10 protein-coding genes are annotated in these 18,560 nt (G+C 42.1%); all 10 read right to left on the bottom strand.

Annotated elements, in window-relative coordinates:
• Positions 1 to 63 precede the first annotated feature (63 nt).
• The 10 genes from EYS08_RS05260 to EYS08_RS05215 all read right to left on the bottom strand — a co-directional run bounded on the left by EYS08_RS05260 (position 64) and on the right by EYS08_RS05215 (position 18,365).
• A complete protein-coding gene (locus EYS08_RS05260) occupies positions 64 to 1,812 on the bottom strand; it encodes a LamG-like jellyroll fold domain-containing protein (protein WP_131028866.1) in 1,749 nt (582 codons plus the stop codon).
• A 28-nt stretch (positions 1,813 to 1,840) separates the two neighbouring features.
• A complete protein-coding gene (locus EYS08_RS05255) occupies positions 1,841 to 3,502 on the bottom strand; it encodes a DUF5008 domain-containing protein (RefSeq protein WP_165456382.1) in 1,662 nt (553 codons plus the stop codon).
• 47 nt (positions 3,503 to 3,549) lie between these two features.
• Positions 3,550 to 4,254: a fasciclin domain-containing protein gene (locus EYS08_RS05250; RefSeq protein ID WP_165456381.1), complete on the bottom strand. Its 705-nt coding sequence runs from the start codon at positions 4,252 to 4,254 to the stop codon at positions 3,550 to 3,552.
• A 15-nt stretch (positions 4,255 to 4,269) separates the two neighbouring features.
• Positions 4,270 to 5,802 carry a RagB/SusD family nutrient uptake outer membrane protein gene (locus EYS08_RS05245; RefSeq protein ID WP_131028861.1) on the bottom strand — a complete coding sequence of 511 codons (1,533 nt, stop codon included), beginning with the start codon at positions 5,800 to 5,802 and terminating at the stop codon, positions 4,270 to 4,272.
• 25 nt (positions 5,803 to 5,827) lie between these two features.
• Complete coding sequence (locus EYS08_RS05240; protein WP_244215858.1) at positions 5,828 to 8,983, bottom strand: SusC/RagA family TonB-linked outer membrane protein; 3,156 nt, start codon at positions 8,981 to 8,983, stop codon at positions 5,828 to 5,830.
• A gap of 23 nt (positions 8,984 to 9,006) precedes the next feature.
• Positions 9,007 to 10,050: a DUF5007 domain-containing protein gene (locus EYS08_RS05235; RefSeq protein WP_131028859.1), complete on the bottom strand. Its 1,044-nt coding sequence runs from the start codon at positions 10,048 to 10,050 to the stop codon at positions 9,007 to 9,009.
• An 11-nt stretch (positions 10,051 to 10,061) separates the two neighbouring features.
• The gene (locus tag EYS08_RS05230; RefSeq protein ID WP_165456380.1) at positions 10,062 to 11,279 is read right to left on the bottom strand and encodes a carbohydrate-binding protein; all 1,218 of its coding nucleotides are present in this window, start codon (positions 11,277 to 11,279) and stop codon (positions 10,062 to 10,064) included.
• A 9-nt stretch (positions 11,280 to 11,288) separates the two neighbouring features.
• Positions 11,289 to 12,857: a RagB/SusD family nutrient uptake outer membrane protein gene (locus tag EYS08_RS05225; protein ID WP_244215857.1), complete on the bottom strand. Its 1,569-nt coding sequence runs from the start codon at positions 12,855 to 12,857 to the stop codon at positions 11,289 to 11,291.
• 34 nt (positions 12,858 to 12,891) lie between these two features.
• Positions 12,892 to 15,849, bottom strand: a complete 2,958-nt coding sequence (locus tag EYS08_RS05220) for a SusC/RagA family TonB-linked outer membrane protein (protein WP_131028855.1) — start codon at positions 15,847 to 15,849, stop codon at positions 12,892 to 12,894.
• A 512-nt stretch (positions 15,850 to 16,361) separates the two neighbouring features.
• Positions 16,362 to 18,365 (bottom strand): alpha-L-arabinofuranosidase C-terminal domain-containing protein, encoded by a 2,004-nt coding sequence (locus EYS08_RS05215; RefSeq protein ID WP_131028853.1) that lies wholly within the window; start codon positions 18,363 to 18,365, stop codon positions 16,362 to 16,364.
• Positions 18,366 to 18,560 lie beyond the last annotated feature (195 nt).

The raw sequence follows: 18,560 nt of genomic DNA, 5'->3' as shown, positions 1-18,560 counted from the left end.
TTAAAAATCAGCTTGATGATGAACGGGATTTCTTCGTTCATCATCAAAACTAATAAAAAAACCTTATTGATTTAACCAGACCCTTCCATCCAGTTTCCAGCTATCAGGCGGCGCAATGGCCAGCCAGCTCAGGATCTGAGGTGTAAGATCTGTGGTTTTAGGAACCAGCAAGGCTAAATCACCTGTGGGAGGTGGACAGATGATATCATTTAAAGTATTCCATTGTAAAGTAGTACCGGTACCAACTGAAATATAAAAATCATTTTTGGCGGGGCTTTCATCTTTGATAATCAAGCCACTGCCATCATTTGCCGGCCAATAACCAATTAGGCGATTCCAGTAGGGATGTGACTGATTGACCCTCGTATCGCAGGAAAATTGGGAAATCACAGCATCAGGTAGCGCTGCTTTCCAGATGCGGATATCACTAAGGTAACCATCAAAAGGATTATTAAGATCGACGGGAATGAGGCCCATTTGTAAGGGTGCAGAGTTATTCATTGTTCCGAAATTGTCTGGCAATATTTTCTCTGCCACATATTTGCCATCACGGAAATAACGGATTACTCTTTTAAAATCGCGGTTCAAAACCACAACAGCAAGGCTATGCCAATTGCCATCGATAAGATTCGTTGGATCGTCAGCTGCTTGATGATCTTGGCCGGGTGCTCCCATAAAAAACCGCCATTTATCCGACTCCCAACCAAATCCCCATCCATTTCCGACCTTTTTGGTCTTATCAAATCTTTTAGAGAAAAATACCGGCCACTCATATCGATAACTGGTACCCCGAATATTTTTTTTGACCTTTAATTCGATCGTAAAAGATATGGTATCTCCAAAATTATAGATGTTATTGTTATTCTTGACTTCAGCCCGGACCGAGGTTGCCGGAGTTGCGGCTGAACTGGCGGGATTGGAATACAAGCGCAAAAATTTACCCGTATACTTATTACCGGTGAACGGTTTATCAATCAGATACGGCTTATAACCGATGTTGGCTATAATTGTAAACGTATTGGCTTTGGGATAGCTAAAAATGGTTTTGTCATCTTGCTCAACCGGAATTACTGCTTGTCCGCCGTGATTGGAAGTCAACACGATCAGCCAGTCCTCTTTTGCATAGTTCTTTCTGGATTTCAACGCCGCGAGGATTTCTCCAAGATATTGATCAAACTGCAAAATGGCACCTTTATAAGCAGGAAAGGAATTGTCGTACCCAAATTGGATTCCGGCAGCATTAACCGCTCCAAACTGCCCTACTATCAAAGCAGAAGCATCGTTTCCAAGTTCAGAAATAATCGCGGTTTTAACTTCTGCATCAGTGCTGTAGGATTGACTGATATCGGCACCTGTAGTTAATTTATCTTTAAAGAGTACCGAAGCAGCAAATGCGGCTGTTCTTGTATCTGGCTTTATAGCTTTAATCCGCTGGAAGATTTCCGGATACTGATCCAGTTTATTTCCGGTAAAAGAATCATCAATAATTTTATGTTTTGCTTTATTAACGCCCGTAAGCAAATCTGCCCAGCCATTGCCATCATTTGACAGACTATCACTAAGGGAATTCCACGAATAGGTCGCATTTTTAGTCAATGCAGTAATATTAGGGGCCTGGGCATCCCGTACTGACCAACCTCTTGCCCCATCTACAATCAGGTATAAAACTTTCCTGCCTTTTGCTATCGCGGTTGTCGAATCGTTGTACTCCTTTGATGGCAGCAGCTTATCAAATCCACTATTGCATGATAATACCACAATACCCAGGGTAAAAAGTGCTATCATGCCTGTTATCAATCTATAATTCTTCATTTTCTTAACTATTAAAAGATTTTCCGGTCTATTTTTCAAATACTAAGCGGGTAATGTTATTTGCTGTTGTACCATCGATCTGGCTAAATGATCCGATAAGCATAACTGCCATCTGCCCGGTTGAATTGGTTGTTTCATAAAGATCATTCACATATCCCTTGATACTTCCGATCGCATTATAACCCTTGGCTAAATCTCCCGTAGGTGTTAACACCATAAAGCCTGATCGCCTGATGCCATTATAAGTGGAAAAGACACCGCTCACTACGATCATACCGTTTGAAAGCTGTTTGGCAAAAGTAGCACCGCCATCAGAGGAAAATCCTTTTGATACAAATGACTGATCGATGGAACCATCCTCATTAAGCAGGGCGATTCCATTGGCTGGCACGCCGTTGTAACTAGTAAAAGAACCTGTAATTAAGTACTTCCGGTTAAGCGGATTGTAGGTTATCGAACCAATGGACTGATCTGCGCCTGTACCCGAATTAAAAACAGGATCAACTGTTCCAGTTAAATTCAAGCGGACGATCCGCCCGGCAGGAAGCTCATCAAACTTATTAAAAGATCCAACCACAATCAGCTTTCCGTCAGCCTGCATATAGGAGCTGGAGACAAACCCGTTTCCCGCAGGCAGCCCCATATTATTTGCACTATTGAACCGGAACGTTTTGTCCAGTGATCCATCGGCATTGAAACGGACAACCTGAGGGGTCTCTACACTGTCGGTGACAATACTATCGGCATAAAGTGTGACACCGGAGATTATGACCGGTTTTCTGGAAATATCATATCGTTTGCTGACATAATACTTGAAGTTACCGGTTGCGGTTAATTTATTCTGGTAACTATAAATTTTTCCAATGGTAGAATTAGTTCCTCCATTAAAAGCAGGAACGGCCTTTTTCTTTCCTGTGGCCGGAATACCCGGAGCCAGGCTATGGTTGGTACTATAAGTATCTACAAGCACCGAATCCACTTCGCCACTGGCACTAAGCTGGGTAATGTTATTAATATTTGTCAAAATAGATCTTCCGGCGTTAAAATAAAAGCCCGAAAAACTGCCTGCGGTTATATATTTATCTTCCAGTGGAGCGATTCCGTACAATGAACCGTCTGCACCACCTGAACGGAAAGAAATATCGGCACTCCCGTTTTTAAATACGCGTGCAATGCGGTTCACCGGAGTGATGATGCCTTTGCCATCATAATCGGTAAATGCGCCAAGAAAAATAAACCGGTCATCTGTTAATGGGTAATAAGCAAAAATGTCCCTGTTTGCGCCACCGCTAACCCTAAACTCCGGATCAATACTGATCTTTCCACTGACCTTGAACCTTGGTCCAAAAAACACCTGGTCGTTTATAGATAAGGTAGCAACACCCGTGCTGGCATCTTCAGGTACTTTGACGGTAATACCAGTTTCTGTAATACTGAGTATTTCAGCCTTCTGCCCATTAAAAGAAAATACAGCCAGGTCTTTATACGGCAATAAACCTGTTGCGGCAAATGTAACCGTACTTCCACCGGTTGCTTCCTGAGGCACAGGAGCCGTGGTGAGACTGAGGCTGATCCCTAAGGGTTGCTTTCCACCCTCATAGGGATTTTCATAAACTTCACTTTTTTTGCAGGCCATAATAAAAAGTATGGTTAAAAAAGCCAGTGTTAAACTGATATATTTTGATTTCATTATCTTAATTTTAAGTACTTCCGTTTTATAAAATCTGAACATCTTGATCATTTACCGGCATAAACATCATAAACAAATCCGTAATCAAATCCGAAAATATGATTGGTATTAAGCGTATGTACCACACCATTAAGCGGTTTAATATCTGATGATGAAATATCGGCACTAACCCAGCTATCAGTAGGTTTATTGAGATCTGTGACATAACCGATCGTAAGATGCCTGTAACCTGCATATTTGATCCCGTTGATGTCATCAAATATCACCCCGATGTTAAAAATTACATTGTTGTAAGAATAATAGTTCTGTCCGGGATAAACCGATTTAAGATTGATATCCAACTGGTAATAATCTTTCATTCTGTTTGCACCTTTAAACATATACATCATCAGGTATTTACGCCATATCTGCGGCCGAATGTCAGTCAGCACTTTAAGCGTGTCTTTACCGGTTTGGTAGAGGTAGTTATTGGTGTTTTTTAGGGCCGACCTGACCGACTGATCTGTTGGCGCAAAAAATGTCAGTTCATCCTGCTGAAATTCTTTTTCAAGACCTGCAATTTTTATAATCTGTGCAATTGTGTCGAATTGCACCGGCTTTGACTGTAGGTACTGCAGCATGGTTCCTTTGAAATTGGGATCAGATTTACCACCGTCAAAATAATATTTATCTTTTTTACAGGAAGCCAGCAATAACAGGATCAAAGAAAATAATCCCAGCCCCCATCTTATTTTTTTAGAATAATTTCTCATATCGTTTAACATTTATTATTGCCAGTACTCATTTAATTTCATGTATGGGTTATTGTATAGTGCGGAAACGTCTATCGGCCAGGTCCATCCGCCCCTGGCAAACTGATCAGCTGAAAGCGGATTAACTGTCCACTGCGGGTTTAAGATCCTTCCGGTCCTGATGAGGTCGAAATACAAATGTCCTTCACCCATCAGTTCCTTACAGCGTTCGTTGAAGATTGCATTTTTCAGATCTTGCCCACCTATTCCTATATACTCAGGTGCCATGGCCCTGCGTCTTATCATATTCAGCATTTTTATCGCTTCTACATCCTGTCCGCCCAGCTCTGCAAGCGCTTCAGCCCTGAGCAAAATTGCTTCGGCGAATCTAAAAATGATCAGGCCCCATTCCGGGCTACTCTGGTTAGAGGCCAGGTTGCCTTTAAATTTGAGCAGTTGAAAATTCCCATCCTGGCTGAGCATACTGTTGTCAAACCAAAGATCCTTGCGCTTATCTGCTATACCTGCCGGATACAACCGCAGCAGGTAATCTGCTCTAAAATAAGCATGGCTTGAGCTGTTGTCGGTTCCGGTATTTTTATTCGGATATTTAAGCATCATCTCTCCAAAAAAAGCCCTAAAATTAGGTGCGGACTCATAATTTATACTTTGATTGAATTCGAAGATCCCTTCACTGCTCCTGCCTTTCATTACCTCGCTAAAGTTATCAAGGGGAAGTAACTGGTATACGTTGCTGCCTATTAATTCGCTGCCCAGATCTGCTGTCTGCTGATAATATTTCAACTTATTACCACTATCAAAGCCGGCATTCCACATATTCATATTCATCAGCAGATCAAGCGCTGCCCCCTTTGTTGCCCTAACAGCCCTTAATGCGGGATCAGGGTAAACCAATGGTAAATTATCCAGGTTTGCCTTAAGATCAGCGATACATTGATTGATCACAGATACAGCTTTTTCCCTGGGCAATGGGTCCTGCTGATAAGCTTTTGTATAATATGGCACATCACCGTATAGCCTGACCATGAAAAAATAAGTCAGGCAGCGCAGAAAAACAGCCTCTGCCTGATACTTTTTCTTATCATCACCTGAGAGACCGGGAACGCCATTATTAACCCGTTCGTACAGAATGTTGGCTCCCTGTATAACAGAATAAAATTCATACCACTTGGTGATCGAGTCAAAGCCAAGCCCATTCCAGGCCTGGGTAGAGGACAGTACGCCTGTATTTGTTTTCAGGTTATTCGTTGCAAACTGTGTATAAACCAGCCTGATATTTTTTTCCCCTACAGAATTGGAATTATTTAATATTGTAGGCAGGATGTATCCCGACCGCAGCTCGCCTGTAGCGGGAATAAAAGAGGTGCTGGTAAACTTGTTTCTAAGGTTTGCGTATTGATCACTGGTAAATGATTCGACATCAGACCGCGACTGCCAGAAGACATTACCACTTAATTTATCCAGGGGCTTTACATCCAGAAATTTCTTGCAGGCAGAATTTGAGATGCAGACTGCGAGAAGTAATATATAAAAGGAGTGTGTTTTCATTTTCTTTTGATTGTGGGTTAAATCATTAAAATTCTACATTGACACCCAGGTTATAGGTGCGGGAAACGGGATAACCTGCGGAAGAATCATAACCTAAAGCGGTAACATTCTCCGGATTTGGCCCTGAGTATGAAGAAAAAGTAACCACATTATTTGCCGAGAGGTAAACCCTGGCCATATTAAGGCCCATTCTCTTTGCAAGTTGTTTTCCCAGGGTATAACCGAAGGTTACATTGTTCAACTTGAAATAGCTGCCATCCTCCTGGAAAAGTGACTGGTTAGACCTGAAAGGATTGATAATACCAGAACGGGTATAGTCAAAAGGATTTGGATAAGCCGCCGCTGCACCTGAAGAACCATAGTAATTGACATCCGAAAGAGGTAAGTATACACTTGATCCAAAAGGATTGCTAACCAACCTTAACCTGGAGGCTAACGCATCGTTAATGATATCTCTTTTTAAGGTAAATGAACCGTTCACATTAAGGGAAAAGTTTTTGTAGGACAGATAGGTATTTAATCCTCCGGTTACAATCGGCTGGGAGTTACCCAACACCATCCGGTCTTTGTTTGTCAGAATATAATCTCCGTCTAAATCTTGCCAGATCGGGTCTCCAGCTCTAAAAAATGCAGTAGAGCTATTATCGGTGCGGTACAAGAGGCCCGTGGCCGGATCAACAGGAACCGCAGCATTGCTACCATAAACTCCCTGATTGTTCAACAGAAAATTTGACAGGGTATTCCGGCCTACACGCAGCACGGTTGCGGGGTTGTTCTTTGTTGGGTCTCCATCAATTACGATCTGGTTTATATTACCGGGCAGCCGGGTTAGCACATCATGGTTTATGGCACCATTTACAGATATACTCCAATTTACAGGACTATTTTTAGGTAGAGGCCGCAGTACCACCGACAGCTCATAACCATAATCTATCAGGCCGGCATCATTACTGGATACCTGTCCAAAACCGGTCATACTCGAAAGCGCCATGTCGCGTTTGAGGTTGGTTACTTTTTTATAGTAAGCATCGAACATAAATTCTATTTTACTATCGAAGAAACCCATATCTACACCAAAATTATATGTAGTATTGGTCGACGGCTGTAAAACACTGTTCGGCAAACTGCCATAGTTTATACCGATACGGGGTACGCCAACATAGTTACCTGTTGGAGCATAGGTTCCGTACAGCGAATAAATATCTCCCGTAGGCTGTATATTCCTGCCCCAGCTCATGCGGATATCACCGGATGACAACCATTTAGAACTAGCCAAAAAATTTTCTCTGTTGAAGTTCCATCTAAATCCTATAGAAGGATTTTTAGCAAAAGGATTATCAAAACCGGAAACAGATGATGCATCAAGTCTGTAGGTAAGATCGAGTACATACTTTTTCTTATAATCGTAAGAAAAAGCACTGGCGAAAGATACGACATGTTCGTTTTTGTAATTTCCGAGCACTCCTCCTCCCCTGGAAGCGAAACTACTTGCACCCAATGGTCCCTGAAACTGATCGTTCGGTGTCCGTTGTTGTATAATGAACGATGCCTGATAATTTTTGATGTAAACCTCGCCAAACGAGTTTACAAAGAAATTATGTGCACCATCTTTTAAACTCTTAGAATAAGTGAATCCGCTCCTGTTATAAAGGGTCGAGTTCCGGTCGTTATAAGAATAAACACCGGAGTACAAGGAATTGGCAGCTGCTGGCGTAAATGTTTCTTCTGTTCCTACCGCATAATCGTAACTACCGCTTGAAGAAACCCTAAAGCCAGGAAACACCAAAAAATTCACATCAACATTAGCGCGCAGGTTTTTGGCGACATTGTCATTTTTAATGGTCAGCGCCGATAGTACCCCGCTAGTTGTCTGAAATAATGATGGCCCCGGAAGCAAGGAGGATACCGAAGCATTGGTTGCGACACCTGTTTGAAAAAGCCCCTGTCCATCGCCTTTATTCTTTTTCCCCAAACCTCCGGCAAGATTTATAAATACACCAAACTTATCATTTGGCTTATAGTTCATATTTGTGGTGAGGTTGTAGCGTTTATACCCTGTATTTTCTATAATTCCCTTTTCTCCATAATATCCAAAGTTGGTTTTGTAATTGAATTTATCATTGCCTCCATCAATGTTCAGGTTCTGTGTGGTATTATAGGTTGTACGGTAAAATACCGCCTGCCAGTCTGTAGAATTGTTATAATATGGATTTAAACTGTCGGCCAGGATGGGTGTAGTAGAAATTCTCATCACATCTACATAATTTCCCATGGTTAAAATTTCATTGATCTTGGCATCCCGTTCAGATTTCCCCCCAAGGGTTTCGCGAAGCTTTGGACTTTTGTTAACGAAAAAATTAGCGGTATAGCGAATTCTTGGTACTTTAGAATTACCACGCCTTGTGGTAATCAGGATAACACCAAAAGCGCCCCTTGAACCATAAAGTGAGGTAGCCTGTGCATCTTTCAACACTTCGATGCTACCAATATCCTCGGGCGGGATCAGCGAGAGTGGGCTAACACCCGGCCCTGCAGAATTGAAGCCATATTCGAAATTTGCATCAGCCTCTACTGGTACGCCATCTATTACATAAAGCGGAGAAGTGGGCGTTAAAAACGAACTGGTTCCCGAACCCGAAATATCAATTCCGGATACACCGCGTATCGCAACAGATCCACGATAACCAGGTGCCCCGGTATTTACCTGTATATTAAGGCCAGGAACTTTACCCTGCAGCAGTTGTTCTGCATTAGAAACAGGAATATCCTGGATTTCTTTTCCGCTGATCACATAGGAAGATCCCGTACTGGTTTCTTTTAACCGTTTCTGATAGCCGCGAACAACCACCTCTTCCATATCAGAAGAGCTTGCGCTTAAGGTAATGTTCAACAAAGTCTGTCCGGATTTAACTTTAACCCGGTTCTCGTTATAGCCGATATACCTGAAAATAAGGGTTGATTCTGGAGCTACTGCAATGGTGTATCTGCCATCACGATCTGTAAAAGAAGTTGGCTTTGGCGGCTTACCGTCTAATAAAATTGTTACATCGGGTATGCCCTGTCTGGTTTCCCTGTCCATAACAGTTCCTTTAACAATTACTTTTTGCACCTGTGCTGCCAGGTAGCCCGGAACCAACAGGCCTGTTATAAAAACCACGAGCAATAATAGTCTCTTTGTCATTTGTATCATATTAAGCCTACACATTAATATTCGTCCTGAAACCTGGGTGTGTCATTACGGAAATGAAAATCTATTTCCCAATCCCCCTCGCGGAAGATGCTGAAATTAAATTTCAGCTTTCCGGTTTCCCTTATCCCATTAAAACCGATCCTGCTGTAACTAAACTCTACCATGGCCCTGGAACCATCGCCATTGGTATATTTTGTTGGAAGTTTAACCAGAGGAATCGGGTAAGCCACATCATACCGGACATAGTCACCCGTTTTTTGCATATTAAAGCCATGTATCAGTTCGGCCCATTTGGTACCCTTAAAATCATTTACATTCATCGGGTTTTTATTTTTGTCCAGAAACTTAAAGGTTAATGAATTTCCGTTGCCCGTTCTTTTAAAATAGATGTAAACATCTTTATTTTCGTTAGAAAGTGCTTTTCTGGTATTTTGGCCGATCATCCCACTTAATTCAGAAGGTAGTATGGAATCTTTCGGCAGACTTGAAATCACGTCCATATTGGTAGGCTCATAGGGCATTTCCCTAAGTGGATTAAGCAACAGATCTTTAATGGTTTTCTCTCCTCCGGAATTGGAAACTTTGACATCGAAAAGATAGCCTCCAGGGTTTGTAGAACCCTGATACGCAGGTACCGATGCATTTGTTGCACTCTGCCAGAGAATCAGATCACCCGATTTTCTCAGTTCCCATAAGGGGTGATCCTCTTTTTTTCTTTTATCGAGAATTTGCTGCAGACTCGTTTCTTTGCCATCATAAGCGGTAGACCATACCCAGACCGGTTGTACCTTTGTGAGGTTATCAGCAGGGGTACCATCTGCTTTTCTAACGTTCAGCAGCTGAAAAGTTAAGGGTAAACTTGAATTGTCGTAGTTAAAAATATTGGTTATAACGGTTGTACGCCCCAGTACCGGCGAAAAAGTTTTCGTAGTATAATCTACTTTTTCGCTGAAATAATCTACATCAGCAGGGATATCCAGCCATTTTTTACAACCCGTTGCTGTACTTATTATAACCGCTGCAAAAGCAAGATATATACATATTGTTCTAAATTTCATATCAGTATAGTTTAGTTGACCCGTTTGATGACAAAATTGTTCACCTGTATATCTTTGGTTTCATGAAAAAACCTCATAACATGATTACCTGCCTTCAGGTGAAATACAGGGCTCTCGACCAACTGCCAGACCCACCAGCCTTTATTGTTTGGAAAAGTCAGGGATCCTGTTACGTCTTTGTAATCAAATTCTATGTGAAACTTTAAAGGAGTTGAAGCATTGCCGTTACCGAGCCTTGAAGTAATTTTATAATCTCCTTCTACCGGTACATTTACGGAGTAAACAGTCCATTCGCCGGCTACTGTCCATCCTATAGAATAACTTGCGGTATAAGTACCAGCGGCATCGGTATACATCTGCCCGAGGCTCCCGAATGCAACATCAATATCTACATATTCAGCTGGCCTGTAGTTGCCCCCGTTTTTAGTTAAGTCATCGTGATAGGCAACACCTTCTCCTCCCAGGTCATAGTCTTCAGCTTCGATTAAAACGGTTTCGCCTACGACCGAAGGCAGAATAAACGGTCCATTGTAACCTGCCAGCCTGAATGTACTTTTATCATAGGGTTCGGCCTTAGGTTTGGTGTATTCGCCGAATCCAAAAGGATGGGTAGTTTCCAGTACGTGCACTATCCCGTTGGAGGTACGGATGTTAATTGCATCAGCAGTAGCTAAAACCCAGTCTTTAACGAAGCTGCTTTTTTTGGTAAAGAAGTATTTAATTACCGCCGGCCCACCACCCTTGTATCCACTCGCATTGGCAGTTGCCAGTTTACCGTTCATGGGGTAAGCATACCTAACGGCCCTAAGCATTTTCCCATCAGTCTGCGTCAGCGAATCTGCTGTATAACTTCCCCTGATTACATACCTGCAGATCATACTATCGAGCGACTCATCTGCCATATCTTTAAGGTAAACCGGAGCCTTTCCCCGTAATTTTCTAGTGGTATTCAGTTTATCGACTACCTGTTGAAAACTCTGATTGGTAACTGCAAATAAGGTTACATTGTTGTTCCTCAGCGTATCGGTTAATTTTAGCCGATCGATTACAAATAAGAGCGAATCAAAAATCCCTTTCTTACTTTTCAAATAATCGTATGTAGTTCCTGGAAAGGCTACTGTACTGTTGATGTAATTATAATCACCTTTATCCTTTGAACAGCCAGCAACAAGCATTGATCCCAGAAGGAGCACGCTCATGTATTTAGATATCATTTGTATACGTTTCATAACCATAAATTATCTGTTCCAATACGTCGTTTGAGTTAATAATGAATTCTGGGTAAGCAGTGATTTTGCTATGGGCCAATAAATACCTCCGTTTTGAATGAGCGCATTGAACGCCGGATCGTTATTTTTGATTTTTTTGTACCTGATCAGGTCGTACCATCTCCATCCCTCTCCCATAAGTTCTTTTCTCCGTTCGAGGAATATCGCATCGATCAGGCTCCCATCTTTAGTCTGATCGTAAGCGAGAAGGCCACGATTGATCCGCCTTGCATTTAACAGACCAGTTGCACCGACAACATCGCCGAGCACTGCTCTGGCTTCGGCAAGTAAGAGCGCAACTTCCTCTGGTCTGGTAAAAACAATAGAACTTGCATATTGGGTCATCGAGCCGTCAGAGCCGGCACCATTTATGGTATTCAAAGGCGGATTATTATCACGGATGATAAATACTTTGGTAAAAACAGGAAAAGGTCTATCAAAAACACCAAAATAACGGTCGGAAGTTGGTGTTGAGGTAATCTTGTCGATACCGAACCGTGCATCATTTTCCTGACTGAATATGGATAGGATCGAATCTTTGGGAACGTATATTGCCGGTAAGCTTTTGTTGATGACATAAGGAGCAGCAAGTGTAAGCTCCTCCATAAAACCTGAGGTACCACTCTCTGCATTTAGGAACATATGGCTAAATCCGGCAATAATATTATATTGATTATTACCAAATTCACCTCTAAACATCTGCCGGGTCTGATCCACATTCATAAAGAACATCCTTTCATTTCCCATCTCTGCAAGGCTCATATTATCCAGTACCCATTTAGCCCATTTGGCTGACTCTGCATATTTACCCTGCCAGGCATATACATGCGCCAGAACAGCATAAACTGTATGCTTTTTAGCCATCTCTTCCTCAATAGTATAGTAGGGAGTCCGGGTCTGCTCAGGTTGGTTTTTGTTGTAGGCTACAGGTAAATCTGGTGCCGAAAGCAACAGCTCTGATTCTGCAAAAGCAAGTATTTTCTGTTGGTTTTCTCTGGGCTTGTTTTCAAATTGTCCGTCATGCGAACTGATGATGAAAGGCACATCTCCCCAGATCCTGACCATGTAGAAATACATGAAAGCCCTGAGAAATCTTGCATGGGCTACATCTAGCTTAAGATCCTGCGGTAAATAGCGTTTATCAGACTCAACAATTCCCGGTGCCCTTTCAAGAAATATATTGGCAGCATTGATTACTGCATAAAATCTTCTCCAGTTTGACAGGGCCTGTACGACCGGAAAAGTCGCCTGAAGGTTATTATCAGCTATAGACTTCATATCCAAGCGATTAACACTCCTAAAGTCGCCCCCAGCTCCATTTATAGCCCTAAGATCGCCATAAATCCAGTGCCTGTCATTGTCACACACCGCTGCCCGGGCCAGTCCGTATGCGCCCATCAGGCCTGCACGGGCATCCTCAACCGTCCTGTACATATTGGCCTCGCCGACCAATCTGCTCGATTGAACATCAAGCATCTTTTTACAGGCACCGAATATAGTTAAGGCGGCAATCAATACGATTAAATTGCGAATTTTCATTTCTTTAATTTTAAGTCTTTGTTAGTTCCAATTGCTATAATTCCATTTTCACTCCAAGTGTAAAAGTTCTTGGAATAGGCAGTCCGTAGCCAGTATCGTAGCCTGCATAGTCTGTCAGTTCGGGATCGCGCCCTGTATAAGGGGTAAGGGTGAATAGATTATTGGCCGTAGCATAAACATATAACCTGTCAATTTTCGAGCGTTTACGTTTCAGCAAGTCTTTCAGATCATAGCCTACAGATACTGAGCGTAATTTCAGGAAAGCCGCGTTTTCGAGAAAAAGATTCTGATCACTTCGGTACGGCACTGCGCTACTCCAGGGATTGTAAACCGGGTATTTGTTATAATTGCCGCGTTTTTCCCAAAATGTAACTTCTTTGACCGAATTTATATCGTTGGCACTTTCCTGATTGATGAAATCGAATCTTTTTGCCATGTCCTGATTGATGATATTCCGGTCAAGATTATAATAAAGGTTCAGTCCAAGCGTCCAATTACCATATTTAAAATCATTGTTAAACCCGCCCGACACTAATGGAAGAGAATGGCCTGTTAGTATACGGTCTGCATCATCAATGGTATAATCGCCATTGCGATCGTTCCATATGGCATCGCCAGCCTTAAGTGGAATCCCTTGAAAATTAAGGGGCAGGCCCGTTTTAGGATTTACAGGAACTTCAGCATCACTTTTGTAAATGCCGCCATTATCCAGCAGCCAATATTGATCTACAGCCTTTCCAACCTGTAGCAAGCGGTTTCCCACTACAAGTTCACGAAGTCCGCCCGGTAATGATTTTAGCCTGTTTCTGTTATAATTGATATTTAATGATGAATTCCATTGAAGTTTTTTGGAACTGGGGAATATATTGGCGTTGATGGTAGCATCAATTCCGGAATTGTTGATATTCATTCCAGCCTGGTAAGATTGCGTATAACCATATTCTGCAAAGGCAGGCACACCGATCAGCTGATCTTTATCTGATCTACTGTATACATCGGCAGCAATCATTAACCTATTGCCCCAAAAACCAATGTTTCCTCCAATGTTGATCTGTTCGCTGTAAGCCCATGGAATGTTATATCCAACCCATCCCGAACTATAAGGCCTGTTTAGCGTTGCCACACCAGAGTAGGTTCCTACACGGGGCTCACCGGTGTAACCGATATCTACCGTATATTGAGGGCCTGCGGCATAACGATCGTCCAGTTGCACCCTGCCTATACGGCCATAACTTGCGTGTAATTTCAGTTCGGATATTTTGCTACCCTGAAGTGACAGATCATTCTTCAGGTTCCATCCGGCAGAAACCACCGGCGAAAAGAACCAGCGGCTTGTGGGCTGGGCTGCTGAAGAGCCGTCTGTTCTAAGCATTATTGATAGACTGTATTTTTCTTTAAAACTATAAGTACCTTTTCCATAGAAGGATATCAGATTGTTTTGAATGTTATCCAAAAACCTGTACATCAACGTATTAAGAAATCCGGTGTTGGGGTTATACGAAAAGAAAGCGGTAAGCGGATTTTTAGGATCATTAAGTAAATTGATCTTAATGTAATCACTGGAACCTCTGTAAGCGTATCCATAGTTGTAATGGTAAGTATCCCACTGTAATGTCTGGCCTGCCTGTAAATCAAGCTTGTGAACGTTATTCCAGTCGAATGAATAGCTTATTATATTTTCTGCTGTCAGGCGCTGGTTATATCCAAAGTAATTGGATACATAGCTATTCGTTTCAAGCAGTGTACTGGGATAAAATATATCCCGATAACCTTCATTATAGTCGGCCGAAAACCTGGAAGTGATATTTAGTTTACCAAAACTGAAATCAAATTCTGTATAACCATCAAAAATATTGGTTTTGTTCTTATCAAATGATTTATCATATTCACCTAAGTAGTTGGCATAGAAATCTTTGTTCGGTGAAATTGGATTGGTTAAATTCGGGAGATACCTTTCTTCGGCGAAACGGTCGCGCAGGTACCTGTTTCTATCGCGTACCAATTGACTGCCGTTAATTGATGTAGTTATATTTAACCATGACAGGGGTTTCATACTAATTACAAAGCCAATGCTATAACGGCTCAGTCCGGTTCCGTCTGCCACCCCGTTATTCCTTTGATTTCCCAGTGATGCCCGAAAATTAGTTTTATCAGAGCCTCCGGCAAGACTTGCATTTGCCGAATATATTAAGGCATTTTTATAATATAGATCCGTCCAGTTGGCTGGTCCGTAATAAATGCTGTACAGCGAATCGCGCAGATAAGCCGGAGTATTCTGTTTTTGCTCTTCTGTTGCGTATTGGCTATAAAACGGTTTTCTGAAATTGCTTTCAGATGCTCCGTTAAGGGTATTAACCCCATCACGTGTTGCCAGACCAATATAGGAGTTGAAGCTAATGGTTTTCTTCGCCTGTGGTTTTTTAGAACGGATAAGAATAACGCCGTTAGCCGCCCTTGGGCCATACATGGCTACCTCGCTCAGGTCTTTAATCACTTCTATTGATTCGATGTTCTCTGGATCAACTCCGGCAAGCAGATTAGTAGCGGGACCGATGCGGTTGTAATCATACTGTTGGATATCGTAAGCAAAAGGATGATCCTTGGAAATTAATGGTACCCCATCTAACACAATCAAAGGTTGTGATGAAGAAATATCCTTCGCCGAAAAGAGTGGAACAGCGGTACCGTGTATAAAAATATGTTGCTCTGTTCCAGGTTCACCGCTTGGCTCCTGGACAGTTACCCCGGCAGCCTGTCCTTTTAAATATTGTTGTAGGGAAACCCCTGGAAATGAAGATATCCGGGCAGATTTCACCACACTCTTATTTAGTCCGCCAATATTAGCTACCTTCTTCTGGAGCGAATCTTTAGCGGAAATATGGGCTAAACTCTTCTGGATTACCGTGGTATCCTGCCTGATCCACCCGTAATGATTAATCCCCATTGCAGAAACTGAAGAAATGCAAAGGCATAAAAAAAATACAAAACGCATAATAAATGTGTTATAAGTGCAATTGATTCAAATGAATGTTCCTTTAATGGAACAGTTGGGGCCGATCAGAAAATCTTGGGAAGAAGCCACAGCGATTTTGAAAAGTACAGTTCAAAATGCCCATGGGTTTCTGCCTGAACCAGAAAAAATTTAAACGTCACAGAGACATTTAAACACACGGATTTAGGATTCTTTAGGTATAAAGACTTCATAAAATTTGGTTTATAGTTGGTTGGTTAGTAGTAAGACACAATGCGGTCTAACTTATACTCTCCTGATCCGGTTATTTCTGAAAATTTATTCCTGTCTAGTATTGCGGGATGAATATGTGCTCAGTTAGTGGCTTCACATATTGTACTTTGGTTAGAGGAGAAGGGGGCAATTAATATAAAGGGACATCCTCATCCGGGATATCCCTTTGCTAACTAAATTATAATCTGATATGAACGGTTTTAAACAGCAATACCAGTGAGAAATCCGAATCCTGTCGAAGAATCATGATCTCGTTAAATCTATTGGTTAAATGGAATTTTGATAACGTTAAAAGAATAAGGTTTTAAAGTGATGTTGAGTTTTTTGCCTTTCAGGTTAATAGCGCTTTTTTGTGGGCTAACCGCTTCGGGATTTTCGAAAGAGTTGAGTTGATTTAGGTTGCTGCTGGCTATTTCCTCATTGGTGGCCTTACTCTTTAGTTTCATTTTTCCTTCCAGGTCGAAATCAATGTTTTGTGCCTGATCGGAGTTGTTGGCAATTTTAATGATCAGTTCTTTTTTTGTCTGATCGGTTACCGCAGAAGCGTAAAGTCCGTCCTGACCGATAATGTTCTTCTCATCGAGTGTAACCGAAACCACATCGGTTCCTTTATTGGTAGAAAACTGTTTCTGTACATAATAATCAGGTGTTCCGTACGATTTCAGGTTATCTACCCAGATCATATCGGGTGCCCATTGCCAGGCATCGATATGGGCAAAAAGCGGCGCATATGAGGCCATCTGTACCACATCGGCATTGCGTTCCAAGCCTGTCATCAACGAAGCCGAAGCTAAGGCACTTTGCCAGTTGTTGCGGTTACTTCCAATTATACTATTGTCTGCATGGACGGCATATTCGCCAACAAAAACCTTCGATCCGTTTCTTGGATAGGTATCGTAACGCCCGGCATTTTTCAAAAACCAATCGGCAGGGCGGTAATAGTGTTCATCGATAAAATCGGCATTATTGCTTCTTAAAGTGGTATTCAATAAGTCAAACCGATCGCCATCAGGACCGGTGCCAGAGCTATAGATCAGTTTAAAATCCGGATATTTGGCTTTTATGGCCTTGGTGAAAACCGCTAGCCTTTCCAGGTACTGTGGGCCCCAGTTTTCGTTTCCAACACCCATCATTTTTAAATTGAAAGGTTTTGGATGGCCCAGATCTGCCCTCATTTTCCCCCATTTGGTAGTTACATCGCCATTCGCAAATTCGATCAGGTCCAGCGCATCCTGAACATAAGGATCGAGTTCGTCAAGTGAAGCTACTTCTGCAGAGTTAAACTGACAGGCCATGCCGCAATTTAATATCGGAAGGGCATCAGAGCCTATATCTTCTGCCAGTTGGAAATATTCGAAAAAACCTAAACCAAAACTCTGGTAATAATCAGGTGCAGGGCGGTGTGCAAATTCCGTATTCCAGCGGTTCATCAACAGTTGTCTGTTTTCGATGGGGCCGATGGTTTTTTTCCATTGATAACGGTTGGCCAGATCGGTGCCTTCTATAATGCAGCCACCAGGGAAACGGATAAAACCGGGCTTCATGTCAGCAAGTAACTGTACCATATCGGCCCTTAAGCCCTGCGGACGGTTTTTCCAGGTGTCGCTGGGAAATAATGAGATCATATCCAGATCGATATTTCCTTTTCCCTGGAACCCAATGGCAAATTTTGCTTTTGGATCGGTTTCGGTAGCGGTAAAACTTGCCGACTGTTTTTTCCAGTCGCTACCGGTCTGATCAGGTGTTAAACTTCCCTGTCCGATAACTTTATTGTTCGCATCTTTTAACAGGAGTACAAGTTTAACCCCCGGGGTTGATTGACGGTACATCACAGAAAAATCGTAACGCAGGCCTTTTTTTACGCCCATGCCTTTAAAGCCCTCGTTTACAAGTTCAAAATCGTCAGTTTGTTTTTTTACCTGTAAATACCGTGGATTGGCGGTGTTCGCCTCTTTCCGGTTCACCACCAATATCTCGCCTTCCTGTGGTTTTTTTGGTTGAAAAGTCCAGCCCATCAGCGGTTTTGCAAATTCAAATGAGCGGTTTTTGATCAGTTCGGCATAAATGCCGCCATCAGCACCAAAGTTGATGTCTTCAAAAAAAACGCCCCACATATTGGGCTGTACCTTGGCAATGGAGTGGTCTGTTTTAACTTTGATCACTTTTGCAGTTTGTGCCTGTACTTCGGAAGTGTACCCGATTCCAATTGCTGCATACGCCAGGCATGCCGAAAACACACTTTTTACAGGGTAATTTAATTTCATACGGTTTAATTTGTAAGGGTATATATCATAATAAATATCGTCGCAACATTTGTTCTGTTAGCAGGGGTAGTTTTGTTATATTTTATAGACATACAAATCTTTATATAATACTCTATAAACTCCATTTTATGAGCATGAAAATCCAATTTATACTTTCATAACTCATCGTCTTTATCCCTGGCAAAAAATATAATT

This window comes from Pedobacter kyonggii, from assembly GCF_004310665.1.
Lineage (GTDB): Bacteria > Bacteroidota > Bacteroidia > Sphingobacteriales > Sphingobacteriaceae > Pedobacter > Pedobacter kyonggii.
The sequence above is the reverse complement of the archived record's forward strand: the minus strand, read 5'-3'. Positions and strand labels throughout refer to the sequence as shown.

What these genes read in the sequence shown, in the direction of transcription:
- EYS08_RS05260 (WP_131028866.1), bottom strand. Translation starts at nt 1,812, where the DNA reads ATGAAGAATTATAGATTGATAACAGGCATGATAGCACTTTTTACCCTG.
- EYS08_RS05255 (WP_165456382.1), bottom strand. Translation starts at nt 3,502, where the DNA reads ATGAAATCAAAATATATCAGTTTAACACTGGCTTTTTTAACCATACTT.
- EYS08_RS05250 (WP_165456381.1), bottom strand. Translation starts at nt 4,254, where the DNA reads ATGAGAAATTATTCTAAAAAAATAAGATGGGGGCTGGGATTATTTTCT.
- EYS08_RS05245 (WP_131028861.1), bottom strand. Translation starts at nt 5,802, where the DNA reads ATGAAAACACACTCCTTTTATATATTACTTCTCGCAGTCTGCATCTCA.
- EYS08_RS05240 (WP_244215858.1), bottom strand. Translation starts at nt 8,983, where the DNA reads ATGACAAAGAGACTATTATTGCTCGTGGTTTTTATAACAGGCCTGTTG.
- EYS08_RS05235 (WP_131028859.1), bottom strand. Translation starts at nt 10,050, where the DNA reads ATGAAATTTAGAACAATATGTATATATCTTGCTTTTGCAGCGGTTATA.
- EYS08_RS05230 (WP_165456380.1), bottom strand. Translation starts at nt 11,279, where the DNA reads ATGAAACGTATACAAATGATATCTAAATACATGAGCGTGCTCCTTCTG.
- EYS08_RS05225 (WP_244215857.1), bottom strand. Translation starts at nt 12,857, where the DNA reads ATGAAAATTCGCAATTTAATCGTATTGATTGCCGCCTTAACTATATTC.
- EYS08_RS05220 (WP_131028855.1), bottom strand. Translation starts at nt 15,849, where the DNA reads ATGCGTTTTGTATTTTTTTTATGCCTTTGCATTTCTTCAGTTTCTGCA.
- EYS08_RS05215 (WP_131028853.1), bottom strand. Translation starts at nt 18,365, where the DNA reads ATGAAATTAAATTACCCTGTAAAAAGTGTGTTTTCGGCATGCCTGGCG.